The organism is Nocardioides albus, assembly GCF_014648255.1.
GTDB lineage: Bacteria > Actinomycetota > Actinomycetes > Propionibacteriales > Nocardioidaceae > Nocardioides > Nocardioides albus.
The window spans coordinates 54103-77384 of sequence record NZ_BMQT01000010.1 but is presented as its reverse complement, the minus strand read 5'-3'; the positions used below and the strand labels follow the sequence as shown (position 1 = coordinate 77384).

Annotated in this window: 28 protein-coding genes; 19 read left to right on the top strand and 9 right to left on the bottom strand. The window is 68.2% G+C overall.

All coding sequences use genetic code 11. The features are described from left to right. The first annotated feature begins 28 nt into the window (after positions 1-28). The 10 genes from IEY84_RS20535 (at position 29) to IEY84_RS20490 (ending at position 7467) form a co-directional block, all read left to right on the top strand. A complete protein-coding gene (locus IEY84_RS20535; protein ID WP_183548271.1) occupies positions 29-1606 on the top strand; it encodes a biotin carboxylase in 1578 nt (525 codons plus the stop codon). Positions 1607-1616: 10 nt separating this feature from the next. Beyond that, the gene (locus IEY84_RS20530) at positions 1617-2099 is read left to right on the top strand and encodes a DUF1003 domain-containing protein (protein ID WP_183548269.1); all 483 of its coding nucleotides are present in this window, start codon (positions 1617-1619) and stop codon (positions 2097-2099) included. Between the two features lie 18 nt (positions 2100-2117). Further along, complete coding sequence (locus IEY84_RS20525) at positions 2118-3476, top strand: mycothione reductase (protein ID WP_229788882.1); 1359 nt, start codon at positions 2118-2120, stop codon at positions 3474-3476. A 61-nt stretch (positions 3477-3537) separates the two neighbouring features. Further along, the gene (locus IEY84_RS20520; RefSeq protein ID WP_183548267.1) at positions 3538-4137 is read left to right on the top strand and encodes a molybdopterin-dependent oxidoreductase; all 600 of its coding nucleotides are present in this window, start codon (positions 3538-3540) and stop codon (positions 4135-4137) included. 94 nt (positions 4138-4231) lie between these two features. After that, the gene (locus IEY84_RS20515; RefSeq protein WP_229788880.1) at positions 4232-4915 is read left to right on the top strand and encodes a ferredoxin reductase; all 684 of its coding nucleotides are present in this window, start codon (positions 4232-4234) and stop codon (positions 4913-4915) included. A 10-nt stretch (positions 4916-4925) separates the two neighbouring features. Next, a complete protein-coding gene (locus IEY84_RS20510; RefSeq protein ID WP_183548264.1) occupies positions 4926-5198 on the top strand; it encodes a DUF6510 family protein in 273 nt (90 codons plus the stop codon). Between the two features lie 113 nt (positions 5199-5311). Then, on the top strand, positions 5312-6064 hold the full coding sequence (locus tag IEY84_RS20505) for a ZIP family metal transporter (RefSeq protein WP_183548262.1): 753 nt from the start codon (positions 5312-5314) through the stop codon (positions 6062-6064). Positions 6065-6151: 87 nt separating this feature from the next. Beyond that, positions 6152-6397: a hypothetical protein gene (locus IEY84_RS20500; protein ID WP_183548260.1), complete on the top strand. Its 246-nt coding sequence runs from the start codon at positions 6152-6154 to the stop codon at positions 6395-6397. A 54-nt stretch (positions 6398-6451) separates the two neighbouring features. Then, positions 6452-6850, top strand: a complete 399-nt coding sequence (locus tag IEY84_RS20495) for a DUF5709 domain-containing protein (protein WP_183548258.1) — start codon at positions 6452-6454, stop codon at positions 6848-6850. Positions 6851-6912: 62 nt separating this feature from the next. Next, positions 6913-7467 carry a hemerythrin domain-containing protein gene (locus IEY84_RS20490; RefSeq protein WP_183548255.1) on the top strand — a complete coding sequence of 185 codons (555 nt, stop codon included), beginning with the start codon at positions 6913-6915 and terminating at the stop codon, positions 7465-7467. Between the two features lie 26 nt (positions 7468-7493). Here the strand turns inward: IEY84_RS20490 and IEY84_RS20485 are convergent, their stop codons facing one another. Next, positions 7494-7955: a DUF3817 domain-containing protein gene (locus tag IEY84_RS20485; protein WP_183548248.1), complete on the bottom strand. Its 462-nt coding sequence runs from the start codon at positions 7953-7955 to the stop codon at positions 7494-7496. 64 nt (positions 7956-8019) lie between these two features. Here IEY84_RS20485 and IEY84_RS20480 point away from each other — a divergent pair, with 64 nt between their 5' ends. The 3 genes from IEY84_RS20480 (at position 8020) to IEY84_RS20470 (ending at position 9751) form a co-directional block, all read left to right on the top strand. Beyond that, the gene (locus IEY84_RS20480) at positions 8020-8574 is read left to right on the top strand and encodes a Dps family protein (RefSeq protein ID WP_183548246.1); all 555 of its coding nucleotides are present in this window, start codon (positions 8020-8022) and stop codon (positions 8572-8574) included. Between the two features lie 10 nt (positions 8575-8584). Next, positions 8585-8980 (top strand): hypothetical protein, encoded by a 396-nt coding sequence (locus IEY84_RS20475; RefSeq protein WP_183548244.1) that lies wholly within the window; start codon positions 8585-8587, stop codon positions 8978-8980. 96 nt (positions 8981-9076) lie between these two features. Continuing rightward, a complete protein-coding gene (locus tag IEY84_RS20470; protein ID WP_183548242.1) occupies positions 9077-9751 on the top strand; it encodes a DUF6766 family protein in 675 nt (224 codons plus the stop codon). Positions 9752-9757: 6 nt separating this feature from the next. Here IEY84_RS20470 and IEY84_RS20465 read toward each other — a convergent pair whose 3' ends face one another. Genes IEY84_RS20465 through IEY84_RS20445 form a run of 5 tightly spaced genes read right to left on the bottom strand, consistent with a single transcriptional unit; the run spans position 9758 to position 13797 of the window. Beyond that, on the bottom strand, positions 9758-10777 hold the full coding sequence (locus IEY84_RS20465) for a DNA topoisomerase IB (RefSeq protein WP_183548240.1): 1020 nt from the start codon (positions 10775-10777) through the stop codon (positions 9758-9760). A 12-nt stretch (positions 10778-10789) separates the two neighbouring features. Continuing rightward, on the bottom strand, positions 10790-11011 hold the full coding sequence (locus IEY84_RS20460) for a CDGSH iron-sulfur domain-containing protein (RefSeq protein ID WP_183548238.1): 222 nt from the start codon (positions 11009-11011) through the stop codon (positions 10790-10792). Then, positions 11008-11943 carry an iron-containing redox enzyme family protein gene (locus IEY84_RS20455; protein ID WP_183548236.1) on the bottom strand — a complete coding sequence of 312 codons (936 nt, stop codon included), beginning with the start codon at positions 11941-11943 and terminating at the stop codon, positions 11008-11010. Before IEY84_RS20455 ends, IEY84_RS20460 begins: the two co-directional genes overlap by 4 nt. A 17-nt stretch (positions 11944-11960) precedes the next feature. Next, a complete protein-coding gene (locus IEY84_RS20450) occupies positions 11961-12605 on the bottom strand; it encodes a methyltransferase (protein ID WP_183548234.1) in 645 nt (214 codons plus the stop codon). Between the two features lie 52 nt (positions 12606-12657). Continuing rightward, positions 12658-13797, bottom strand: coding sequence for a carboxylate-amine ligase (locus tag IEY84_RS20445; protein ID WP_183548232.1), 1140 nt, complete (start codon positions 13795-13797; stop codon positions 12658-12660). A 35-nt stretch (positions 13798-13832) separates the two neighbouring features. Here IEY84_RS20445 and IEY84_RS20440 point away from each other — a divergent pair, with 35 nt between their 5' ends. Then, positions 13833-14657, top strand: a complete 825-nt coding sequence (locus IEY84_RS20440) for a class II glutamine amidotransferase (RefSeq protein ID WP_260173849.1) — start codon at positions 13833-13835, stop codon at positions 14655-14657. Between the two features lie 186 nt (positions 14658-14843). Then, on the top strand, positions 14844-15746 hold the full coding sequence (locus tag IEY84_RS20435) for a S1C family serine protease (protein ID WP_183548228.1): 903 nt from the start codon (positions 14844-14846) through the stop codon (positions 15744-15746). A gap of 93 nt (positions 15747-15839) precedes the next feature. Here IEY84_RS20435 and IEY84_RS20430 read toward each other — a convergent pair whose 3' ends face one another. From IEY84_RS20430 to IEY84_RS20420, 3 genes are all read right to left on the bottom strand, one after another. Further along, positions 15840-17351, bottom strand: coding sequence for an amino acid permease (locus IEY84_RS20430; RefSeq protein ID WP_221209073.1), 1512 nt, complete (start codon positions 17349-17351; stop codon positions 15840-15842). Continuing rightward, the gene (locus tag IEY84_RS20425) at positions 17348-17572 is read right to left on the bottom strand and encodes a hypothetical protein (RefSeq protein WP_229788878.1); all 225 of its coding nucleotides are present in this window, start codon (positions 17570-17572) and stop codon (positions 17348-17350) included. The genes IEY84_RS20430 and IEY84_RS20425 overlap by 4 nt, the downstream gene beginning before the upstream one ends. A gap of 81 nt (positions 17573-17653) precedes the next feature. Continuing rightward, the gene (locus IEY84_RS20420; RefSeq protein WP_183548226.1) at positions 17654-18370 is read right to left on the bottom strand and encodes an NAD(P)H-dependent oxidoreductase; all 717 of its coding nucleotides are present in this window, start codon (positions 18368-18370) and stop codon (positions 17654-17656) included. Positions 18371-18548: 178 nt separating this feature from the next. On the opposite strand from IEY84_RS20420, the gene IEY84_RS20415 reads away from it, so the two are divergent. From IEY84_RS20415 to rhaS, 4 genes are read left to right on the top strand one after another with little or no spacing between them, the layout of a single operon-like run. Then, entirely contained in the window at positions 18549-20075 is a 1527-nt protein-coding gene (locus tag IEY84_RS20415; protein WP_183548224.1) for a sugar ABC transporter ATP-binding protein, read from the top strand. Further along, positions 20072-21115, top strand: coding sequence for an ABC transporter permease (locus IEY84_RS20410; protein WP_183548222.1), 1044 nt, complete (start codon positions 20072-20074; stop codon positions 21113-21115). Before IEY84_RS20415 ends, IEY84_RS20410 begins: the two co-directional genes overlap by 4 nt. After that, a complete protein-coding gene (locus tag IEY84_RS20405) occupies positions 21112-22209 on the top strand; it encodes an ABC transporter permease (protein ID WP_183548220.1) in 1098 nt (365 codons plus the stop codon). Before IEY84_RS20410 ends, IEY84_RS20405 begins: the two co-directional genes overlap by 4 nt. A gap of 1 nt (position 22210) precedes the next feature. Continuing rightward, a complete protein-coding gene (rhaS, locus tag IEY84_RS20400) occupies positions 22211-23242 on the top strand; it encodes a rhamnose ABC transporter substrate-binding protein (RefSeq protein ID WP_183548218.1) in 1032 nt (343 codons plus the stop codon). The last annotated feature ends 40 nt before the right edge of the window (positions 23243-23282 follow it).

Below are 23282 nucleotides of genomic sequence, written 5' to 3'. Positions count from 1 at the left end.
TCACCCTTCAACCGAAAGGCGCCGGCAGATGCCTGCACACAAGTCTGCAGAACCGGTGGCGAATGCGCCCACCACGACCATGGCGACCGACGCTGCGTTCGCGCCTGCGGCACCTCGGGCCGGCGGCCGGCGCCCGCTGCGGAACATGTCGGAGGTGCGGCACTTCTTCCGAACCAACGACGTGCCGATCTACTTCATCGGCGCGACACCGTTCAACCTGCTCGGCCTGGACCGTTGGGTCCGCAACTTCACCTACATCACCTACTACGACGCGTGGGATGGCGCGCACCCGCGCGTGTTCACCCCGGCACACAAGCCATACGTCAGGTTCGAGAGCGGCGAGCACATCAACAACTGGCTGTTGGAGAACGCCGAGGTGCGTGCGCTCATCTCCGGCCGCGTCACGCCTGGCGTACGGCCGAAGGTCGCCATGGTGTTCTTCGATGCCGAGACCGAGCGCATCTGCGAGGAGCTCGGCTACGACCTCATCCTGCCGTCCGCCGATCTGCGTGAACGCCTGGACTCCAAGATCGTCACGACCCAGCTGGGTGAGGAGGTCGGCGTGCCCAGCGTTCCCAACACGGTGGTCGCCGTCGATGACTTCGCCGGGCTCGTCGAAGCGGCTGAGGATGCGGGTCTGGGTGGCGATCTGGTCGTCCAGCTGGCCTACGGCGACTCGGGCAAGACGACGTTCTTCATCGCGTCAGCAGACGACTGGGACAAGCACGGCTCCGAGATCGCGGGGAAGACCGTCAAGGTGATGAAGCGGATCAACAACCGGCCAGTCGCTGTCGAGGCCGTCTTGACCTCCTGTGGGACGGTGGTCGGCCCGTTCATGTCCGAGCTGACCGGCCACCCCGAGCTCACGCCGTACCGGGGTGGCTGGTGCGGCAACGAGATGTATCCCGAGGTGCTCACCGGTGACCTGCGCGCACGCGCCGCCGACCTGGTGCGCCGGCTGGGGAACCGGCTCGACGAAGAGGGCTACCGCGGATTCTTCGAGGTCGACGTGCTCGTCGACGTCGATACCGACGAGGTGTACCTCGGTGAGCTGAATCCGCGCATCAGCGGGGCTTCCTCGATCACCAACGTGACCGCAGGTGCGTACGCCGATGTGCCGTTGTTCCTCTTCCATCTGCTGGAATACCTCGACATCGATCTCGAGCTCGACATCGATGACATCAACCGACGCTGGCAGGAGCTGGCGGCGGTGGACCTGTGGTCGCAGATGATCATCAAGGAGACAGCGCCCGCGGTGGAGCGGATCGAAACCGCAGCGCCGACCGGCGCCTACGGTCTTGACGCGAGCGGCGCGCTGACCCATCGAAGATCGGCCCTCGACTGGCACCAGCTGCAGTCCGAGTCCGAGGCGTTCTTCCTGCGGATCTACGGCCCCGGGGACTATCGATGGAAGGGCGCTGACCTCGGCGTGCTTGTGACCAAAGGGCGGCTGCAGACCGGAAGACCAGGCAGTGCTGCGACCCTGACCATCCGTGCCCGGCACCTGATCGAGTCGATCCGCGGGCACTACACCGGCACGCCCGTGGCATCACCAGTGAAGGGCGACACGGTCGACGTCGATACCCGGCCCGGCATCGTCACCTAGGTTGGACCGGGTGACGTCGTCCATGCCGAAGACCTCTGGGTCGACCTCGCCCGGTGAGACAGCGGGCAGCGGCCCCAGGGACGAGACCGCTGCAGTGCAAATCTGCCCGCACTGCGGCCACGGGCTCAGCACCTTTGACGAACCGGCTCCGAATCGTGCGGAGCGCCTGGCCGTCTCGATCGCCGCTGGAATCGCGACGTGGTGGTTCCTGGCGGGGGTCCTGGCCCTCATCGCCGGGTGGCTTGCGGTGAACCTGCTCGCCGAACCGTTCCAACCTCATCCGGCGACCATGCTTTCGGGGCTCGGCGCGATCTTGGCCACCGTCGCCGCGTTGGAAGGGCCGCTGATCCTGCTCACCCAGCGTCGCGCCGCCGCCCGCGACCGGGCCCGCGCCCGAGAGGCGTTGCGAGTGGCGGCCAGCACCGAGGCCGATCTGCACGCGATCCGGCATGCCCTGCGAAACCTGGAAGCACCCACGGGATCCGAACCCTGAACCCAAGAAGGGAAGACCATGTCGATGACACACGACCTGATCGTGGTGGGCGCCGGAACCGGCAACTACCTCTTCACCCCAGCATTCGACGGCCTGCGACGAGCGATCGTGGAGCCGTCTCGCTTCGGTGGCACCTGCCTCAATCGGGGTTGCATCCCCACGAAGATGTTCGTGGTCGCCGCGGACGCCGTACGGACCGCTCAACGCGCCGATCGGCTGGGCGTGCGGGCGCGGGTCGAGTCGGTCGACTGGCCGGCTGTACGCGATCGCATCTTCGACCGGATCGACCCGTTGCACGAGCGCGCGATGGCCTACCGGAGGGCGAACGGCGTCGATGTCTACACCGATGCAGCCGAGTTCGTCGGGCCCGGGCGGTTGCGAGCCGGTGATGTCGAGCTGTCCGCCGACCGGATCGCGCTGGCAGCCGGCTCTCGGCCGATCGTGCCGGACATCCCCGGACTGAAGGACGTCGAGCATCACACCTCGGACACCATCATGCGCCTCGATCGGCTTCCGGCCTCGATGTTGATCGTCGGAGGTGGATTCGTCGCCGCCGAGATGGCGCACGTCTTCTCGTCCTTCGGCGTAGCGGTGACCATTGTGCACCGTGGTCCGCGGCTGCTCGGTTCCGAGGACCGGCAGATCGCCGACAGGTTCACCGAGCTTGCCTCACGAGACGTCGATGTGCGCCTCGACAGCGAGGTTCTGCGGGTGGATCGGAGCCCCCAGGGCGTGGTCGGCACCATCGAGAACTCGCTGGGTCGTGGCCAGGTGGCTGCCGAGGTCGTACTCGTCGCAGCGGGCCGCCGACCGAACTCCGATCTGCTCGGTCTGGAGAAGGCCGGGATCGAGGTCGACGAGCACGGTCACGTCGTCACCGACGCCAACGGGTCCACGACAGCGCCGGGCGTATGGTCGCTGGGTGACCTGTCGAACCACTTCCAGCTCAAGCACCTGGCCAACGCCGAGGCACGCACGATCGTGCACAACCTCACCCATCTTTACGACCAACGACCGCTGCCGGCCTCGTTCGTGCCGCACGCCGTGTTCGCCGACCCCCAGGTTGCGAGCGTCGGCGCAACCCAGCAACAGCTTCAGGACGCCGGAGTCGACCACGTCATCGCCGTTCGGGAGTATGCCGACGCTGCCTACGGGTGGGCGCTGGAGGACAGCACAAGCTTCGTCAAGCTGCTCGCTGATCCCCGTCAGCGGACGCTGCTGGGCGCGCACATCATCGGCCCTGACGCGGCGATCCTGATCCAGCCTCTGATCCAAGCGATCATGACCGGCCAGACGGTTGACCAGATCGCCCGCGAGGTGATGTACATCCACCCGGCTCTCACCGAGGTCGTCGAGCAGGCGCTGCTCGAACTGTGAGGGGTGCTCGCCACAACCCAACACTCCAAAGCGCCACTCGAAGCACAACGTGAGGAGCAGAATGAGCGTGATCAGCAGAGGTTTCGGCGGGCGCGGCGACAACGACGATGCGCGCATCCCGCCGGGTCAGCACGAGACGTACGACTTTCCCGTCCTGTCGGCGGGACCGACACCCGCGGTCTCCCGGGAAGAGTGGGGGCTGGATGTCACCGATCTCGACGGCGCCGTGACCCGCTGGGGCTGGCCGGACCTCATGCGGGCGCCCAGCGAAGAGTTCACGGTCGACATCCATTGCGTGACCACATGGAGCAAGCTCGACACGAGCTGGCGCGGCGTCAGGGTGCGTGACGTGCTCGGTGACCTCGCGACCGAAGCGGAGTACGCGCTCGTCCGATGCTACGGCGGCTACACGACCAACCTGCCCATCGGAGATCTCGTCGACCGGGACGCCTGGATCGCCTACGAGTACGAAGGTGACGACCTCGAGTCCGCTCACGGCGGCCCTGCCCGTCTGCTGGTGCCGCACCTGTATCTGTGGAAGTCGGCCAAGTGGATCAACGGCATCGAGCTTCACCTCGACGATGAGCCAGGATTTTGGGAGACCCTCGGCTACCACGAGTACGGCGACCCGTGGCTGGAGCAGCGCTATGTCGGCGACTGAGCGTGCGGAAGGTGCGGCGAAGACCGAGAGCTCCGGACCGGCGAGCCGCCGTGGGCCGATCCGGTGGCTTCCTGCGCGACTGCGGGCCGCCCGAATGGAGACGCGTCTTGCGCGGACGCTGGTTCTCGACGTACCCGGATGGTCGGGACACGCTCCGGGCCAGCACGTCGATGTCAGGCTCACCGCTGAGGATGGGTACACGGCGCAACGGAGCTACTCGGTCGCCTCTCCCTCCGCGCAGGACCAGGTCGAGCTCACCGTCCAGCGTGTCCAGGGCGGCGAGGTGTCGACGTACCTCACCGAGATCATGCTGCCCGGCGATCAGCTCGAGATCCGAGGCCCGCTCGGTGGGTGGTTCCAGTGGACGGCCCGGATTCGGGGGCCGGTGCTGCTGGTTGGCGGCGGCTCGGGCGTGGTTCCGCTCATGGCCATGTTGCGCGAGCGCGTACGGTCTGACTCGAGCTCGCCGTTCCGGCTGATCTACTCCGCGCGTACGCCCGACCACATCATCTACACGAGCGAGCTGCACCAGATGGGCCAGACGCATCCGGACATCCAGATCTCTCGCCTCTACACCCGGTCCGGACTTCCCGACGACACCCGAGAACCCGGTCGGCTGCGCATCGAGGACCTTCCACCTCCTGGGAACGAGATCACCGAAGGACCATCCCGCGTCTACGTGTGCGGTCCCACGGGGTTCGTCGAACACGCCGCGCGGTTGCTCGTCGACCGCGGCTACCGATCATCCGACATTCGTACCGAACGCTTCGGAAGCTGAGGAGACGCCCATGCATGAGGACAACGACCATCGAGTCGACGGCAACGCGGCAGCAGGGATTCTTCGCGAAGTCTTCGCCAGCGACGTCACGACAGCCCGCGTGGTCTGTGGGCACTGCACAGCCGGGACTTCTGTCGCGGAGACCAAGACCTACCTCGCCGGCCCCGGCTCGATCCTGCGCTGCCCCGGTTGCGACGCGATCCTCGCACGCATCACCAAGATCCGAGACACCGTATGGCTCGACCTGTCCGGATCCGCCTCCTGGCAGATCCACACCGGTTGACACCTCGTAACAGAACACCCTCGCGAGACGGGAAGCGCGAATGAAGAACTGTTGCCCGGCCAGGCCCCTCCGGTCTGGTCCCCCAAGCTCTGCGCACCACGGCGGTGACAGTGTTGGCTGACTATGGCTCGGTCATCGGATGGGCGACTCTCAGCGTCAGCGGGCTGCTGCTCGGCGCGTTGCTCGGACTGTCCGGTTGGTTCGGGCACGGCACGATAGCCAGGGTCACTGCCCTGGGGGCCGGGTTGGTGCTGGCGGCGGCGTCCGTCGAGCTCGCCGCAGAGGCCGTCGCGACCCATCCTTGGAGTGGGATAGCGGCCCTGATGGGCGGTGCGGCAACCTTCAGCGCGGTCAATGCCTGGTTGGCCGCACGCGGAGCCCGCGACCGCAAGCGCTGCGCACAATGCTTGGCGGGACCCACAGCGACGGTAGCCCCCACCAGTGGCGCAGCGATCACCATCGGGACCGCTATCGACGCGGTGCCCGAAGCGTTGGTGCTCGGCGTGACCCTGCACTCTGTGGGTGTCCAACCCGCGCTGATCGCAGCCATTGCGGTCGGCAACCTCCCTGAGGCGATGTCAGCCTCGAGCGGCATGTTGAGCACCGGTAGATCTCGACAGTGGATCCTCGCGCTCTGGGGAAGCGTCGCCGCAGCCACTGTCGGACTAACCGCCGCTGGGTATGCGACGTCGTCGCTGCTCAGCGAAGAAGCAGTGCTGCTGCTCCAAGCGTTCGGAGCCGGAACACTCCTGTCCTTGGTCGCGGAGACCATGTTGCCCGAGGCCGCGGAGGAGAGCCCAAAGTTCGGCGGACTGATCGCTGCCGCTGGCTTCGGCCTGCTGCTGCTGATCGCGGAATTGGCATGAGTGCAGAGACGGGACATCTCGACGCGGTCACATGCCTGTTCTCCTGATCGTCCGCATGGCCTCCACAAGGTCTGGTACCGCGAGCAGATGACTGAGATGAACCAGGACGATGCCCGCGTACAGGCACTTCGAGGTGTGGTCGAGCGGGTCACCGCATGGCAGGAGACCGCGCCCGAGGGGACGACCCGGGAAGAGCTCGACAAGGCGCTGCACGAGGCCGGGGTGACGTTGACCGAGGAGCAGCAGGAGCTCGTGACGGACCAGATCTCACGTCAGGAGGAGGTCGACGTCGACCAGCTCGCCGACCACAGCGGCGAAGGTGGGCCTGCCTGAGATCGGCGACCGCCGCGGAGCATCGTCCGCCCGGTCAGGGGTACCGGTCGGATCATGAGTGAAGATCAGCTTCAGCCAGAGGACACCCTCGACGACCGCGGTGTGGACGACGTCCTGGACGAGGGTTACTCCCCGCCCGAGCGGCCCCGGGGCGTGAACGCCAAGGGGGTCACGCCGCGCGAGGAGATCGAGGGCGAGACCATCGACGAACGGCGCGCGCAGGAAGAGCCTGAGGTCTGGGAGGGCGCCGACGGCGAGGCTGATGCCGACATCCTGGACGGCCCGGTCACCGGGGAAGTGGGTGAGGCGCGCGCCGGTCGACTCACCAGCCCCGACCAGGGTCTGCGCGAGGACGACGAGGGCGGCCTCGTCGGGCAGGACGAAGGCATCGACGGCGCCGGCGCGTCGGCTGAGGAAGCGGCCGTGCACATCGTCGAGGAGCCCCCGGACTGAGTGAGCGGGTTCATGGGTACCGGTGAGCGGCCGAACCCCTACCAGCGCAGAGGAGAGACGTCGTGTCCGAAGACGTGACCGACCTGATCATGCAGGACCATCGCGAGGTGGAGAGCCTCTTCGAGAAGCTTCAGCGAGAACCGGAGGTACGCGCCGGGCTGACCCCGGTCCTGGTGACCCTCCTGGCCGCGCACAGCCGTGCCGAGGAGGCCGAGGTCTACCCGGCTGCCCGCGACGAGGCGGGGGAGAAGGACGATGTCGCGCACAGTCAGGAGGAGCACCTGCTGGCTGACCGCCTCCTCGCCGAGCTCTCCGAGTGCGATCCCTTCTCAGCCGCCTACGAGAGCAAGCTGAAGGAGGTTGTCGACGCGGTCACCCACCATGTCGAGGAGGAGGAGACCACCGTGCTGCCGGGGCTCCGCGACCGTCTCGACGACACCCGCCGCGCCGAGCTGGGCAAGGCGTTCCTGAAGAGCCGGCAGGAACACCTCGGCGACATGCCGCAGGACATCACCCGTGAGGAGATGCGTCGCCAGGCCGCCAACGCGGACATCCCCGTCGGGAACAAGGACAAGCAGGCTCTACGGGACGAGCTGGATCAGCACGCAGACAGCTGAGGCGCCTCTGCGCACCGCCGGTCGGCTCAGCCGACCGGCGGTCCCGCGACCAGCGCGACCACCGTCAGCGCGGCGACGCTCGCCAGGCCGGCGGCCAGGCCGCGCGCCGGGTTGCGGAGCAGCCAGGACAGCGGCCGCTCGAGAGGGCGGTTCGGGGACTCGTCGATCAGTCGCCACGTCGGGGCGAGCAGACCGCGGCCTGCGGCGTACCGCTCGAACCAGAGCGTGAAGAACGGCGGGATCGAGGACGCGAGGCCGGCGACGAGTCGACTGATCGACCAGCGCTGGTCGATCGCGACCACGGTCGTGGTCACGCAGTAGGCGATGAACACGATGCCGTGCAGCATCCCGAAGATGCTGACTCCCAGCTCCGTGGTCTCGGTGACGTACTTCAGGAACATGCCGCTGAGCAGCCCGGCCCAGGTCACCGCCTCGGCGGTGGCGACGATCCGGTAGACACGAGACGGCGAGCTGAGGAGAGCGGACACGCGCCAAGTTTATTCGCACCCGTGCTCAGGCATTAATCGAGCAGCCCGGGGTACCGGCCTCGACATGACGAACGACAAGCTGCACTACACGATCCCTGGCCTGGACGAGGATGCCGCCCGGACGACCATCGACCTGCTGCAGTCTCGCCTTCACGCAACCAACGATCTCCAGCTCACCCTCAAGCACGTGCACTGGAACGTCGTGGGTCCGCACTTCATCGCCGTGCACCAGATGATCGACCCCCAGGTCGAGGCCGTACGCGCGATGGCCGACGCTCTCGCCGAGCGGATCGCCACCCTCGGCGGCGCACCGCGAGGCACCCCGGGGGCGCTGGTGCAGGAACGTACGTGGAACGACTACAGCATCGGCAGGGCCACCACCCAGGAGCACCTGGCCGCGCTCGACGTCACCTATCAGGGCGTGATCGGCTCCTACCGCGAGGCGATCAAGGCCGTCGAGGAGCTCGACCTGGTGACCCAGGACGTCCTGATCGGTCAGGTGGAGCAGCTCGAGCTCTTCCACTGGTTCGTCCGTGCCCACCTGGAGGACCAGGGCGGCCAGCTGCAGACCGGCGGCGAGTCCACGGAGGCAGGCGCGGCACGGGCCGCCCACGGCTGAGGAGTCCCCGATGAGGTGGTGGGTCACCGCGATGGCGCTGCTTCTACCGATGGTCCTCAGCGGATGCGCGACAGGACATGAAGACGCGGTACGCGACAGAGCCGCCGACTTCCAGGAGGCGGTCGCCGCGCGGGACTGGGCACGTGCCTGCGCGGTGCTGGCGCCGGAGACGCGCACCGAGTTGGAAGCCGCTGCCAAGGCGCCCTGCGCCGAGGCGATGGCCGAGGAGACGCTTCCGACCCCGGGCGCACTCGAGCGCGTTGATGTCTTCGGAACCATGGCAGAGGTCCGCTTCCAGAGCGAGACCATGTTCCTGGCCCGGTTCGACGACGGCTGGCGGTTGTTCGCGGCAGGCTGCACGCCGCAGCAGCCGAAGCCCTATGACTGCGCTGTGCACGGAGGTTGAGATGCGGATCATGTACGTCGCCTATCTGGCGGTCATCGGCGTCGGCCTGCTCTACACGTTGGTCATCGCCCTCAGGCACGCGTGAAGGAGCCCCTGATGCGTCGGTTCCTCAAGGAGAACTCGCTCAGCCTCATCTTCGGGCTGCTCTTCCTGGCCGCTCTGGTCGGGCAGGCGTTCGCCGGCTGGCACCAGCTGAACGACCAGCAGTTCGCGGAAGGCCTCGACCAGATCTCGCTGGGTCGGTATCTCACCTCGGCGAGCTTCGCCGTGGACGTGACCGAGAACTGGCAGAGCGAGTATCTGCAGTTCCTGCTCTTCATCGTGCTCACTGTCTGGCTGGTGCAACGAGGATCCCCGGAGTCGAAGCCGGTGGAGCATGCCGGGAAGGAGTCCGACGAGCGGCAGAAGGTCGGAGCCTACGTCCGTCCCGACTCGCCCGCGATGGCCCGGGCCGGTGGTCTGCGGGCTGCGCTCTACTCCCGCTCCCTCGGCATCGTCATGGGCGCCATCTTCGTGCTGTCTTGGTTCGTCCAGTCGGTGTCCGGGTGGGCCGCCTACAACGAGACCCGGCTGGAGCAGCTCCGCGACCCGATCACGTGGGGCGCCTACCTCATCCACTCGGACTTCTGGTCGCGCACCCTGCAGAACTGGCAGTCGGAGTTCCTCGCGGTCGGCTCGATGGCCGTCTTCGCGATCTACCTCCGACAGCGAGGGTCGCCCGAGAGCAAGCCGGTGGGCTCGTCCCACGAGGCGACCGGGGTCGAGGGCTGAGAGGGGTCAGCCCTCCTCCGTTGCCAGCAACCGCAGGACCGCGCGCTCCGCCGCGGCCTGACGGGCCTGCGGGTCGTCGTTCGCGGCCTTGCGTACCCGGATCGTGCGTCCCTGCTCGTGCAGCTCGAGGACCCGCGGGTCGATGTAGGAGCTCCGGGCCACCGCGGGGGTGTTCCCGAGGTACTCCGCGACCTCCTTGATCGCGGCGACCTGCTGCTTACGGCGGGACCTGGCTGTCGGCGTCGCCCGCTTCGCGGCTTGCGGGTCCTCGGACAGCGCTAGCGCCGCGAGCACGGTGGCGTGCCAGGTCCGGAAGTCCTTCGCCGAGACCTCCAGGCCGCTCACCTCCCGCATGTAGTCGTTGACCAGCGCCGGGGTCAGCCGTAGCCATCGCCGCCCTTCCTTGTAGGCGAGGATCTCCTCGAAGCCGGCGCGACGGCGACGAAGCTGGGCGATCGCCTCCACCGAGAGCGGGTCATCGATGCTGATGGTGTGGTCGATTCCGGACTTCCCGGTGAAGGCGAAGACGTACGAGTCGCCCCGCCGACGGACGTGGCGACGCTCCAGCGTTGTCAGGCCGAAGCTGCCGTTGTCGTCGGCGTAGGCGTCGCTGCCGATCCGGAAGCATCCCAGGTCCAGAAGGCGCAGCGCGAGCGCTGCTGACCGGTCGAGGCTCATCCCGGAGGTGGCGAGATCGCGTTCCGTCCGGCGGCGTACGCGGGGAAGGACCGCCCCGAGCTCCATCACCCCATCGAACTTCTCCTGGTCGCGCTTCGCCCGCCAGTCGGGGTGGTAGAGGTACTGGCGGCGGCCGGCCGCGTCGGTCCCGACGGCTTGGAGGTGCCCGTTCTCGCGCGGACAGATCCACACGTCCTCCCAGGCCGGTGGGATGGCGAGAGCGCGTACGCGCGCCGTCGCCTCCTCAGGCAGCCGGGACCCGGACTCGTCGAGGTACACGAAACCCCGACCCGCGCGCCGGCGGGTCCATCCCGGCTCCTCCGCCGAGACCCGACGAAGCCGAACCACGTGGGGAGCCTCTCACCCGGGGGTCTCGTCGTTGTCGCGCGCTCTCGCGGCCAGCAGCCGGTGCGTACCGTCGCACCACGGCTTGATCGCCGACCCACCGCACATGCACACCGCGCTGACCGGCCTGACCGTGCGGTGGATCTTTCCGTCGGCATCCTGGATCTCGTGCTTGCCGCGCAGCAGCATCGGCCCCGCCGGGCACAGCACGACCGAGGCGTGCTCGAAGTCCGTCATGACGCACCCCACCGGGTGAGCATCGCCCGCGCGTACCGAGCCTCTAGGTCGAGACAGGTGAAAGCGCCGAAGAGCAGGTGGTCGCGCTCGCTCGGCTCCTCGTCCAGGAACGCGCCGCACACGTCGCGCACGGCGACCTGCTCATGGACGGCGTCGGCCTCCACGTGCTCGTCGTAGTACGCCGCCAGCTCCTCGGGGAACTCCAGGCGACGCAGCCCTTGGGCGAGCTGCCGGGAGGGCACAGAGCTCGTGGACTCGAACACAGCGAAGTGGCCGAGGGCCGCTGCTCTGAGCTGGCGGTGCAGTCCGAAGAGCGACTGCGCGTTGTTCATCGCGAGGATCTCGACAGGTGCCTCGTCGACGTAGCAGGCGTGGTCAGAACGTAGACCGGCCGCTTCCAGACCGCGACGGAACAGATGGTGATGCAGCCGGTTCGGGTCACCACCGCCGTACTCGTCGAACAGGATCTCCATCAGCGCAGCCTTGGGCCGGGCCTCGAGCCGCGGGACGACCCAGCTGGTCGGATCGGTCTCCTTGAGGTGGTAGAGGGAGCGGTGCTGCAGGAGCTCCAGCACCTGCTCCCGATCGGCCCGTCGCTGCACGAACCGTGCCAACGAGGGACCATCGTGGCTGTCGACAAGCCCGGTCAGGCCCAGCTCGCTGTCTTCGTGCAACGGGCTCTGCTCCCAGCGCGCACGCAGCTCGGCCTCGAACGACCTCTCCAGTGTTCGGCGCACCCGCAGCAGATCCGGGTCCCACTCCAGGTCGGGATCCACTTCGTCGAAGCCGCGGTAGTGGAGCTCGTAGAGAGCCCACAGCGCGATCTGAGCATCCTCCTCGGACTCGGGAGCCGACTCCAGCCTCCCGGTCGCGCCGCTCTGCAGCGCGGTGAACACAGCGGCACTCAAGGTGCCACGCGACTTCGGCAGCATCTCCGCCCACCTTCCCCTCAGGCCGTTCGGTACCCGGTGTCCGGGCCGGCCATGCTCGCCGCCCGGGCGAGGTGCACGAGGACCCCTTCGCCCGGCGAGTCACGGACCTCCCGGATCGTCAGACCACTGCCGTCGACCATATCCGGCAGCCGATCGGCCTGCTCGGCCGTGCCGAGCTGGAGGACGGCCGAGCCGCCGGGGGAGAGGTGCCGGGCGGTCGCCGCCAGACACGTCTCGGCGACGAGCATCCCGTCGGCCCCGCCGTCGATGGCCATCCGTGGGTCCTCGGGGTACCGGCCGACCTGCGCCGTCGGCACCCACGGAGGGTCGGCGATCACCAGGCTGTAACGCTCGTCCGGGTCGAGAGCCTGCTCGATGCTGCCCTCGCGTACCTGGACCAAGCGGCTCAACCCGGCACGGTCTGCGTTGGCGCGGGCGAACGCGCATGCGACCGGGTTCGCGTCGACGCACACCAGCCGGCGGCCGGTCATCGCGGCCGCGAGCAGGCCGATCTGGCCTGCGCCCGAGCACAGCTCGAGCATCGGCCCGTCCGGCAGCCCCGCTGCCAGCTCCGCTGCCCATTCGGACTGACGTACGGTCCAGGTACGTGGGGTGAGCACGCGATCGTCGAAGTCGATGTCGAGATGGCCGAATCGGATCATGACGGTGGGTTCCTCCTGATCGGTTCGAGGTGGGGTCGAGGCGGGTCGAGCTTCAGGTGAGCTCGGCCAACCGGACCACGGCACTGGCGAGCTGACCCTCCTCGGCGTGGATCCGCCGCTGGGTCGTGGAGCCGGTGCCACGGGTGAAGATCCGGTCGATGCCAGTCTCGACGCGGACGAGGTCGCCGGTCTCACGCAACGCCGGGGCGACGTGCTCGACCAGGCTCTCGACCACCTCGCGAGCCGGTCGCGGCCGATGGGTCCGCGGGTCGAGCAGATCTCCGGTGATCCCGTGCTTGCCCGCCTGCCACATGGCGAGCCGGAGCACCGCGACCGAAGCCGGGTCGGCCGGTCGGCCATGCGCCCACTCCTCGGCCGCGGTATCGACCAGCGCCCGCGCCAGCGCCGCGACGAAGATCGTGTCGCGAGGGTCCAGGCAGACGTCGGCGACCCGGATCTCGAGGGTCGGGTAGTGGCGGGACGGGCGGGCGTCGAAGTACGCCATGCCCTCGTCCAGAGGAACCCCGGTGTCGACGAGCAGGCGTAGATGGTCGAGGTAGGCCTGAGCGCTGCCGAAGATCTCGGTCGGTCCATTGGTCGGCCAGCGTGTCATCGCCTGGGACCGATAGCTCTGGTAGCCGGAGTCCGCGCCGTGCCAGAACGGCGAGTTGGCGCTCACCGCGAGCAGCACCGGAAGCCAGGTGCGGATCCGGTCGAGAGCCCCGACGGCCTCCTCGTCGGAGTCGACCGAGACGTGTACGTGGCAGCCGCAGGTGAGCTGCTCGCTGGCAGTCAGCCCGAACTGCTCGGTGATCGCCGCGTAGCGCTCGTCGTCGAAGGTCTGGGGACGTACCGGCAACGGGGTCGTGCCGCTGGCCAGGATCAACGCGCCCGCCTCGGCCGCGGCCGCGCGCGCCTTGTCGCGCCACTTCCGCAGCTCCAGCTCGAGCAACCCGAGATGCTCCTCCGGCGGTGTGTCGGTCTCGACCTGCTGCTGCTGCATCTCCGGTCCCACCGAACCCCCGGCCTCATCTGCATCTGCCTCGGTCTCACCCCGCCGGCGCGCCACCCGCAGCACCTCGCTGGCCACCGACCGCGGGACACCGGTCTTGGCGTCGACGAGGAGGAGCTCCTCCTCGACACCGACTGTCCGGACCTGGTCATGGGTACTGCTTGAAGAGCGTCTGTTCACCGTTCGCACCTTTCTCTGGAAGGAGTCACCAGACGATGTGCCGTCTGTTCGGATACGTGTCCGATTCCCCTTGCGCTGTCGCCGACCTGCTGGGAGAGGAGGGGCTGGACGCGTTCACCTCGCTCACCGCCGTGCACGCCGACGGCTGGGGGATGGCCTGGCATACGCCCGAGGGCACCTGCACGACGAGCTCGCCGCGTTCCGCGGACGTCGACCCGACCTATCGCAGGCTCGTCGAGGCCCCGCTGTCCCATGCCGGGTTCGTGCATCTGCGCTGGGCGACCGGTGGTCTCGACGTACGTCCGGAGAACACCCATCCCTTCCTGACCGACGGGGCGGCGTTCGCCCACAACGGCCACGTCTCTCCGATCTCCGACCTGGAGGCGCTGCTCACGCCGGAGTCCCGGGCGCGGCTGCGGGGTGACACCGACAGCGAGCGCTACTTCCACTTCGTGCACCAGAGCGTGGAGAAGTACGGCGACGAGGCCGAGGGAGTCACCCGAGCACTGGCGACGCTGGTCCAGAAGTTCCCGCGATGCAGCTTGAACGCGCTGATGCTCACCCGGACACACATGTTCGCGATCCACATCAATTCGCGTGCTGACTCGCCCCTGCGCGCGCTCCGGGAGATCTTCGACGACGAGGACGAGATCCCGCCCCGCCACACCACGGAGTACTTCGCGATGGACTATCGCAGGACCGACCACGGTCTCGAGATCGTCTCCAGCGGTCTCGGACAACCCGGATGGACGCCGGTGCCCGCTGACACCGCGGTGATGGTCGATCTGGCCACTCAAGAGGTCACTCCGCTGGATCCGATCGCGCAGCTCGGTGCGGACGCGACCCGAGCCCACGGCTGACGACGAGGCACCGACCGGCAGCTGCTGGACGAGTGCGGGGGCTTCGGCCATGCCCCGCAGTACCCCATCGGGCACCGTTTCATTCCGAGGGGCGGGAACATTCCCAGCCAGCACGTGACTGGCTCACAGGAACCCCACAGGGAGCGAGCGGAATCTTGAGGCATCAACCGCCTCAAGGAGGACCCGATGTCCCGCTCACGCCGTGTTCACCCCGCAGCTCTCGCCGTCCTGGCGATCCCGCTCGTAGCGATCCCGTTCGTCGCGCCGGCGTTGGCGGTGTCCGCGGTCAGCGGCGCCATGACGTATGGAGCCGAGCCCGGGCACGGTGCCGGTGACTCGGTCGAGAGCTACGGAGGCGGCTCCGGGAGCGGCTACCCGGGCGGCTACGGAGACAGCTACGAGGGCGAGCCCGGGGCCCCGTACCAGCAGGGCCTCGGCACCTCGACCCAGCCGGTCGACTCCGAGCCCGCGACCGGCTCCGAGTCGACGGGCGTCGTCCTGATCGACACCACCGTCGACTACGGCTCGGCCCGGGGCGCCGGGACGGGGCTCACGATCACGAACGACGGCATCGTGGTGACCAACCACCACGTCGTCGAGGGCGCCACCTCGATCTCGGTGACCGACCCCGCCACGGGCTGGACGTACGACGCGGCCGTCCTCGGCTACGACGACGTCCACGACGTCGCGGTACTCCAGCTCGCGGACGCCTCGGGTCTCTCGACAGTCGCGATCGACCGCGATGACGCCAACCGCGGTGACGAGGTCACCGCCGTCGGCAACGCCAAGGGTCAGGGCTCGCTCGCGGCCGCGGACGGCACGGTGACCGACCCGAGCACCTCGATCACTGTCGACAACGAGGACGGCACCGCCTCGAGTCTGAGGAACCTGATCGAGACCGACGCCGACGTCGTCTCCGGCGACTCCGGCGGAGCGCTGTTGGACGAGGACGGTGAGGTCATCGGGATGAACGTCGCCGCGACGTCCGGCTCGGCCGAGATCTCCGGCTACGCGATCCCGATCGACACCGTGCTCGACATCGCCTCCCAGATCCTCGCCGGCACGGTCGGCGAAGGCCAGGCCGCCTGACCCCCACCTGCTCGACCCGTCCCAGCCCATCGAGGACGGGTCGAGCAGGGCAACGGCCGCGCGGGTACATCCCCTGATCCGCGCGGCCTCTTGTCAGTCCTTCGGCCTGTCGCCCTCGTCGGTGGTCGGGCGCTCGGCCCGGATCGGGATCGCGCCGGTGTAGCCCTCACGTTCGTGCGCGATCTGCTGGACACGGTCGCGCACGAGGCGCCAACCGATCATCAGCGCCGGGACGATGATGACCAGGGTTGCGACGGTCCAGGTCCCGATCGGGTAGTCGAAGGCCATCAGGACGAGCACGGTCGCGAGGAAGACCAGCGTCGCGTAGCCCGTCCACGGCGACCCCCACAACCGGAATTCGGGCCGGTACATCAGGCCCTTCTTCCACTGTCGGTAGAGCAGGATCTGGCAGAGCACGATGGTGGTCCAGGACGCGATGATGCCGAGTGCCGACATGTTCAGCACGATCTCGAACGCCTGGCCCGGGACGATCGCGTTGAGAGCGACACCGAAGAGCGTGATGACACCGGTGAGCAGGATCCCGCCGTACGGCACACCGTTCCGCGACATCCGCCCGGTGAAGGTCGGCGCGCTCCCGCTCATGGCCATCGACCGCAGGATGCGGCCGGTCGAGTAGAGACCGGCGTTGAGCGAGGAGAGCGCGGCGGTCAGCACCACGAGGTTCATGATGGTGCCGGAGTTCGCGATCCCGAGCTCGTCGAAGAACGTCACGAACGGGCTCTCGTCGGCCTGATAGGTCGTGTAGGGCAGCAGCAGCGCGAGCAGCACCAGCGAGCCGACGTAGAAGACCGCGATCCGCGCGATCACGGAGTTGATCGCGCGGGGCATGATCTTCGCCGGCTCCGCGGTCTCGCCGGCCGCCGTGCCGACGAGCTCGACCGCCGCGTACGCGAAGACCACACCGGAGACCACGATGACGAGCGGGAGGACACCGACGGGGAACAGCCCGCCGTTGTCGATGACCATGCCGATCCCGGTCTCCTGGCCGTTGAGGCCCTCGCCACGGGCGAGCACGATCGTCCCGAGCACGAGGAACCCGACCAGCGCGACGACCTTGACGAGCGCCGCCCAGAACTCGAGCTCGCCGAAGAGCTTGACCGAGATCAGGTTCATCGACAGCACCACGGCGAGCGCGACGAGCGCGATCACCCATTGCGGGATCACTTCGAACGCGCCCCAGAAGTGCATGTACGTCGCGATCGCCGTGACGTCGACGATCGATGTCATCGCCCAGTTCAGGAAGTACATCCAGCCGGCGGCGAACGCGGCCGGCTCACCCATGAACTCACGAGCGTAGGAGACGAAGGAGCCTGATGACGGTCGATGGAGCACGAGCTCGCCGAGCGCTCGGAGGATGAGGAAGACGAACACGCCGCAGAAGGCGTAGACGAGGAACAGCCCCGGGCCGGCCTCGTGCAGACGGCCACCCGCACCCAGGAACAGCCCGGTGCCGATGGCACCGCCGATCGCGATCATCTGCAGCTGCCGTGGGCTCAGGCTCTTGTGGTAGCCCTCGTCCTCGTCGGTCAGGCCGCTGACCGGGCCGCTGACCGGGCCGCCCGTCTGGTCGTCGGTGTCGGTCATCGGCTCGCTCCCGGTCCGGAGTGCGGTGGCTCGGGGACGTCCTTGAAGAGGAGCCATCCGCCGACCACGGCGACGACCGCGGCGACCGCGTAGCCGATCAACGACCACCAGCCCAGATGCAGATACGCCGTCACCCCGACGATCGCCAGGGCCGAGAACACCATCACCATCCCGATGATCGGTGTCCGTGGCTTGTACGGATCCTGTGCCAACGTAACCACCTCTACCGCCTGCAGGATCCCCGATCGACCCCGCTCAGGGGCCATTAGAGCGCATCGAGCGGCTTCCGGTGGCAACCGTTGCTATCCGGGCGTTTCCGATCCGCTCTGGCGGTGGGCGCTCAGCGCCTCGTCCCCGGGTGCCACCGAGTCGTGGAGCCTGATCGTGTGGTCGTAGTGCTCCTCGGTCATGGGGCGGTAGTCGATCTGCCGCTCCGTCATCACCCCTTCGAGACGCACGCGCAGGTCGGCCTCGATCTGCGCCATGGTCGAAGCGTCCACCTCGTCGGCAGTGGTGATCAGGTGGGGACGCAGCGGGTCCATCCCGGTGTACCAGAAGGTGCCGTGCAGCAGGGGCCACAAGACGTCCTCGATGTCACCGCTGATCCCGCGTGGCCCGAGGGTCGCGGCCCGGTCGCCGGCGGTGACGACGGTCAGGGCACGCTTGCCGGCCAGCCCGCCCTTGCCGTACTTGAGCGGCTTGCCGGTCTCCGGGTCAGGTACGTCGAAGGCGAACCCCGACTCGAAGACCCGGTCGATCCAGCCCTTGAGGACGGCCGGCACCGAATACCACCACAGCGGGAACTGGACGACCAGCAGATCAGCTCGGCTGAGGCGGTCCTGGTGGTGACGTACGTCGGCCTCGCCTCGCTCCACGAGAAGCGGATTGAAACCTTCACGATAGAGATCGATCTCGTCGACGCTCCAGCCGGTCGCGTCGAGGGCGCTGATGCCCACCTCCCGCAGCCGTCCGTTGAGCGATGCCGCGTGCGGATGAGCCCATACCCAGAGTGCGTGCATGGGGCTCTCAACGCTCTGTGACGCGGCGAGATTCCCCTCCGGCCGTGTGTGGTCGTCGGTCCGGCCCGAGGACAAAGTCCGAACCTTGCTCAAATTAGCAGCCGAAGAGTGTTGACGTATGTGATTGCCATCACTAGCGTAAACCAGGCTTGAAACCTTTCAATTCGAGGAGCTGCCCATGCCGGACACACCCGCCGCACTGGAGCTGCGGGACGTGGCCAAGTCCTTCGGCCCCGTACGCGCCCTCCGGTCCGGCTGCCTCCGGGTCGAGGCCGGATCCATCCACGCGCTCGTGGGGGAGAACGGTGCCGGGAAGTCGACCCTGGTCAAGATCGTCGCCGGGCTCTATCGCCGCGACGCCGGCGACTACCTGCTCTCCGGGGAACAGGTCGACTTCCGCAACACCGCCGACGCCAAGCAGGCCGGCGTCGCGGTCATCTACCAGGAGCCGACCCTCTTCCCCGACCTCTCGGTCACCGAGAACATCTTCATGGGGCGCCAGCCGACCAACCGCTGGGGCCGGATCGACCGCGCCGCGATGCGCACCGAGGTCGTCGAGCTCTTCGCCAGGCTCGGTGTCCCGATCGAGCCCGACCGCCCGACCGAGGGCCTCTCGATCGCCGACCAGCAGCTGATCGAGATCGCCAAGGCGCTCTCGCTCGACGCCAAGGTCCTGATCATGGACGAGCCGACCGCGGCCCTCTCGGGCAACGAGGTCGAGCGGCTGATGAGCGTGGCGCGCACGCTGCGCGACCAGGGCTGCGCGGTCGTCTTCATCTCGCACCGCTTCGACGAGGTGTTCGCGCTCTGCGACACGATCACGGTGATGCGCGACGGCGCCTACATCTCCACCGACCCCATCTCGGCGGTCACCGAGGACGAGATCGTCCAGCGGCTCGTCGGGCGCGAGGTCTCCGACCTCTACCCGAAGCTCGAGGCGACCGTCGGCAAGCCGCTGCTCGAGGTCAAAGGCCTCACCCGCACCGGGCTGTTCCACGACATCAGCCTCACCGTCCGCGAAGGCGAGATCGTCGGCCTGGCGGGACTCGTCGGCGCTGGACGCAGCGAGGTCGCACAGGCGATCTTCGGTGTCGACCCCTACGAGTCCGGCGAGGTCACTCTCGACGGGCAGCCGGTCCCGCCGGGTGACCCGCGACGAGCGATCGAGATGGGGCTGGCGTTCGTCCCCGAGGATCGCCGCCAGCACGGTCTCGTCCTCGACGCGCCGATCTCGCGCAACATCACCCTGCCGACCCGCGGCCGGCTCGCACGCACCGGGCTGATCAGCACCGGCATCGAGAACCGCTCGGCCGCAGACTGGGCCGCCCGGCTCGAGGTCAAGGCGGCGACGCTCGACACCCTGGCCGGCACGCTCTCGGGCGGCAACCAGCAGAAGGTCGTCCTGGCCAAGTGGCTCTCGACCCAGCCGAAGGTGCTGATCATCGACGAGCCCACCCGAGGCATCGACGTCGGCACCAAGTCCGAGGTCCACCGCCTGCTCTCGACCCTCGCGCAGGAGGGTCTCGGGATCCTGATGATCTCCTCCGAGCTCCCCGAGGTGCTCGGTATGGCCGACCGGGTGATCGTCCTCAGCGAGGGTCACCAGACGGCCGAGCTGAGCCGCGCGGAGGCGACCCCCGAGGCCGTCATGCGCGCGGCGACGGCCCACCACTCCACCACCCTGAACGTCAGCGAGGCATCATGACCACCACGCTCGACGCGCCCGCACCGGCCGCGCCGCAGCCGCGACACCGAGCAGCCGGCAGGCTGACCTGGCTCCTCAAGCAGCGCGAGACCGGCATCGCCGTCGCCTTCGTCGCCCTGCTCGTGGTCACCACGGCGGTGAACCCGAACTTCCTGTTCAGCACGGACGGCTGGCGCGACCTCACGCTGACCCCCGCGATCCTCGTCTGCCTGGCCATCGGCCAGGCGATGGTGATCGTCACCCGCAACGTCGACCTCAGCGTCGGCTCGACGCTCGGGCTCACGGCCTACCTGGCCGGGCGGCTCTTCCTCGACACCGGGCTCCCGGTGATCCTGGTCGTCCTGATCGCCGTCGCCGCGGGTGCCGTGCTCGGCCTGATCAACGGGGCGCTGGTCGCCTTCGCCAAGGTGCCGGCGCTGGTCATCACCCTCGGCACGCTCTACATCTACCGCGGCATCATGCTCGAGTGGGCCGGCAGCGACCGGATCAATGCCTCCGACATCCCGCCCGGGCTGCTCGACTTCGGCACGGGATCGTTCCTGTTCATCCCCAATCTCGCCTGGATCTCGTTCGTGCTGCTGGCCGCCGCGATCTACCTGATGCGCTCCACCCGGGTCGGGCGCGAGTTCTACGCGATCGGCTCCGACCCCGACGCCGCCACCCTCTACGGGCTGCGCGACAAGCGCCGGGTCCTGCAGGCGTTCGCCACCTCGGGTGCGCTCGCCGGCCTCGCCGGGATCCTGTACGTCTCCCGCTACGGCACCATCAGCTCCGGTGTCGGCCAAGGCATCGAGCTCGAGGCCGTCGGCGCCGCGGTCGTGGGTGGCGTGGCCATCTTCGGCGGCAGCGGCACTGTCCTCGGGGCGGCTCTCGGGGCGTACCTCCTCACCACCATCAACCGGGCGCTCCCGGTCCTGGGCATCCCCGACTTCTGGCAGCAGGCCGTCGTCGGCGCGCTGATCATCGGTGCGATCGTCCTGGACCGCTACTTCGCCCGCCGTCAGCACGACAAGCTCCTCGCAGAGAGGGAAGAAGCATGACGAGCCTGCTCTCCGAGAAGGCGCCGGCCCGGACGTACGCCGCTCACGCCAAGCCGTGGTGGCAGCGCACCCTGATGACCAGGGACGCCGCGATCATCGCCCTGCTCGTGGTCGTGTGGACGTACGCCTCGATCGCGATCCTCAACTTCTCCGACCCGATCACGGTCTACTTCCTGGTCCTGGACATCACCCCGATCCTGTTGATCGCGCTGCCGATGACGCTGATCATCATCACCGGCGAGATCGACCTCTCGGTGGCGAGCGTCGTCGGGCTCTCCAGCGTCCTGTTCGGGGTGCTGCACCGCGAGGGCGTGCCGATGGTCGCCGCGATGGTGCTCGCCCTGCTCGCCTGCGCGGTCGCGGGAGCGTTCAACGGGGTGCTCGTCACCCGCTTCGGACTGCCGTCGCTGGCCGTCACGATCGGCACCATGGCGCTCTTCCGCGGCATCGCGGTCGGCGCGCTCGGCACGACCGCGATCACCGACTGGCCCGACTCCTGGGGCGACGCCGTCCAGGCCCGGATCGGCGACACCCAGATCCCGCTGATGACGATCCCGCTGGTCGTACTGATCCTGATCTTCGCCGTGATCCTGCACTTCACGCCCTTCGGTCGAGGGATCTTCGCCGCTGGTCTCAGCAAGGACGCGGCGCGTTTCTCCGGCGTCAACGTCGACCGTACGAAGCTGATCCTGTTCACGCTCAGCGGGCTCGTCTCGGGGCTCGCAGGGATCTACTTCACGCTGCGCTACGGCAGCGCGCGGGGCGACAACGCGACCGGCCTGGAGCTCCAGGTCGTGGCGGCGGTGCTGCTCGGCGGGGTCTCCATCTTCGGTGGCCGCGGCGCCATCCCCGGCGTCATCGCCGGCGTCGTCCTGATCGGAACCATCGGCAGCGCGCTGCGCCTGGACGGACTCAGCGCCAACATCATCCAGATCATCACCGGCGTACTTCTCATCGCAGCGGTCATCGCGGCCAGCGTTCTCGGTTGGACCGGTCGCATCGTCGGCACCTATCGGGCGCCCAACGAACGTGGCGAACACAGCTCGGACGAACCATCCTCAAAGCAGTCTCCTCAAAGAAACCGGAGTGAGTGACATGACCAGCAAGTTCCGACGCGCAGGCAGTGCCGTCGCCATCGTTGCGGCCCTCGGCCTCGCCCTATCCGCCTGCGGCGGCGGGAGCGACAGCGGTGACGATGGAGAGGGTGGCGGCGACACCAGCAGCATCACCTTCATCCCGAAGAACCTCGGCAACCCCTACTTCGACGCTTCCGACACCGGCGGCAAGAAGGCCGCCGACGAGATCGGGACCACGTGGAAGCAGGTGGGCCCCACCGAGTCGACCCCCGACTCCCAGGTCAGCTTCATCAACACCGCGACCCAGCAGCGTGCCGGCGCGCTCGTCGTCTCGGCCAACGACCCGACCGCCATCGGTGACGCCCTCGAGGAGGCCCGCAACGCCGGCACCAAGGTCGTCACGATGGACTCCGACACGGAGCCGCAGTTCCGTGACGTCTTCGTCAGCCAGGCCGACGCCGCCGGCATCGCCAAGAGCCAGGTGGACCTGATCGCCGAGCAGATCGGCGGCAAGGGCGAGATCGCGATCCTCTCCGCGGCGGCCAACGCCACCAACCAGAACGAGTGGATCAAGCTGATGGAGGAGGAGCTGGCCGCCAGCCACCCCGACATCAAGCTCGTCCAGACCGTCTACGGCGACGACGACGACCAGAAGTCGTTCGACAAGACCGCCGGTCTGCTGCAGTCCCACCCGAACCTCAAGGGCATCATCAGCCCGACCACGGTCGGCATCGCCGCGGCCGCGCGCTACCTCTCCGACTCGGAGTACAAGGGCAAGGTCGCGCTGACCGGCCTCGGCACCCCGAACCAGATGCGGGAGTACGTCAAGGACGGCACCGTCAAGGGCTTCGCGCTGTGGGACCCGGAGCAGCTCGGCTACCTGTCGGCCTACGCGGCCGACGCGCTCGCCTCGGGTGACATCGAGGGCAAGGAGGGCGACAAGTTCGAGGCCGGTGACCTGGGTGAATACACCGTAGGCGCCGACGGCGTAGTGGTCCTGGGCGAGCCGACGGTCTTCGACGAGTCGAACATCGACGACTTCGACTTCTGAGCGCTCCGCTCGCTGTAACACGCTGTTCGTAGGTCTACTC

Bases quoted from the DNA above. Each gene is read 5' to 3' on its own strand.
- IEY84_RS20520 (WP_183548267.1), top strand. From the start codon at position 3,538: ATGAGCGTGATCAGCAGAGGTTTCGGCGGGCGCGGCGACAACGACGAT.
- IEY84_RS20525 (WP_229788882.1), top strand. From the start codon at position 2,118: ATGTCGATGACACACGACCTGATCGTGGTGGGCGCCGGAACCGGCAAC.
- IEY84_RS20495 (WP_183548258.1), top strand. From the start codon at position 6,452: ATGAGTGAAGATCAGCTTCAGCCAGAGGACACCCTCGACGACCGCGGT.
- rhaS (WP_183548218.1), top strand. From the start codon at position 22,211: ATGACCAGCAAGTTCCGACGCGCAGGCAGTGCCGTCGCCATCGTTGCG.
- IEY84_RS20415 (WP_183548224.1), top strand. From the start codon at position 18,549: ATGCCGGACACACCCGCCGCACTGGAGCTGCGGGACGTGGCCAAGTCC.
- IEY84_RS20515 (WP_229788880.1), top strand. From the start codon at position 4,232: ATGGAGACGCGTCTTGCGCGGACGCTGGTTCTCGACGTACCCGGATGG.
- IEY84_RS20475 (WP_183548244.1), top strand. From the start codon at position 8,585: ATGAGGTGGTGGGTCACCGCGATGGCGCTGCTTCTACCGATGGTCCTC.
- IEY84_RS20410 (WP_183548222.1), top strand. From the start codon at position 20,072: ATGACCACCACGCTCGACGCGCCCGCACCGGCCGCGCCGCAGCCGCGA.
- IEY84_RS20435 (WP_183548228.1), top strand. From the start codon at position 14,844: ATGTCCCGCTCACGCCGTGTTCACCCCGCAGCTCTCGCCGTCCTGGCG.
- IEY84_RS20470 (WP_183548242.1), top strand. From the start codon at position 9,077: ATGCGTCGGTTCCTCAAGGAGAACTCGCTCAGCCTCATCTTCGGGCTG.
- IEY84_RS20535 (WP_183548271.1), top strand. From the start codon at position 29: ATGCCTGCACACAAGTCTGCAGAACCGGTGGCGAATGCGCCCACCACG.
- IEY84_RS20500 (WP_183548260.1), top strand. From the start codon at position 6,152: ATGACTGAGATGAACCAGGACGATGCCCGCGTACAGGCACTTCGAGGT.
- IEY84_RS20450 (WP_183548234.1), bottom strand. From the start codon at position 12,605: ATGATCCGATTCGGCCATCTCGACATCGACTTCGACGATCGCGTGCTC.
- IEY84_RS20440 (WP_260173849.1), top strand. From the start codon at position 13,833: ATGTGCCGTCTGTTCGGATACGTGTCCGATTCCCCTTGCGCTGTCGCC.
- IEY84_RS20430 (WP_221209073.1), bottom strand. From the start codon at position 17,351: ATGACCGACACCGACGACCAGACGGGCGGCCCGGTCAGCGGCCCGGTC.
- IEY84_RS20480 (WP_183548246.1), top strand. From the start codon at position 8,020: ATGACGAACGACAAGCTGCACTACACGATCCCTGGCCTGGACGAGGAT.
- IEY84_RS20460 (WP_183548238.1), bottom strand. From the start codon at position 11,011: ATGACGGACTTCGAGCACGCCTCGGTCGTGCTGTGCCCGGCGGGGCCG.
- IEY84_RS20405 (WP_183548220.1), top strand. From the start codon at position 21,112: ATGACGAGCCTGCTCTCCGAGAAGGCGCCGGCCCGGACGTACGCCGCT.
- IEY84_RS20455 (WP_183548236.1), bottom strand. From the start codon at position 11,943: ATGCTGCCGAAGTCGCGTGGCACCTTGAGTGCCGCTGTGTTCACCGCG.
- IEY84_RS20510 (WP_183548264.1), top strand. From the start codon at position 4,926: ATGCATGAGGACAACGACCATCGAGTCGACGGCAACGCGGCAGCAGGG.
- IEY84_RS20420 (WP_183548226.1), bottom strand. From the start codon at position 18,370: ATGCACGCACTCTGGGTATGGGCTCATCCGCACGCGGCATCGCTCAAC.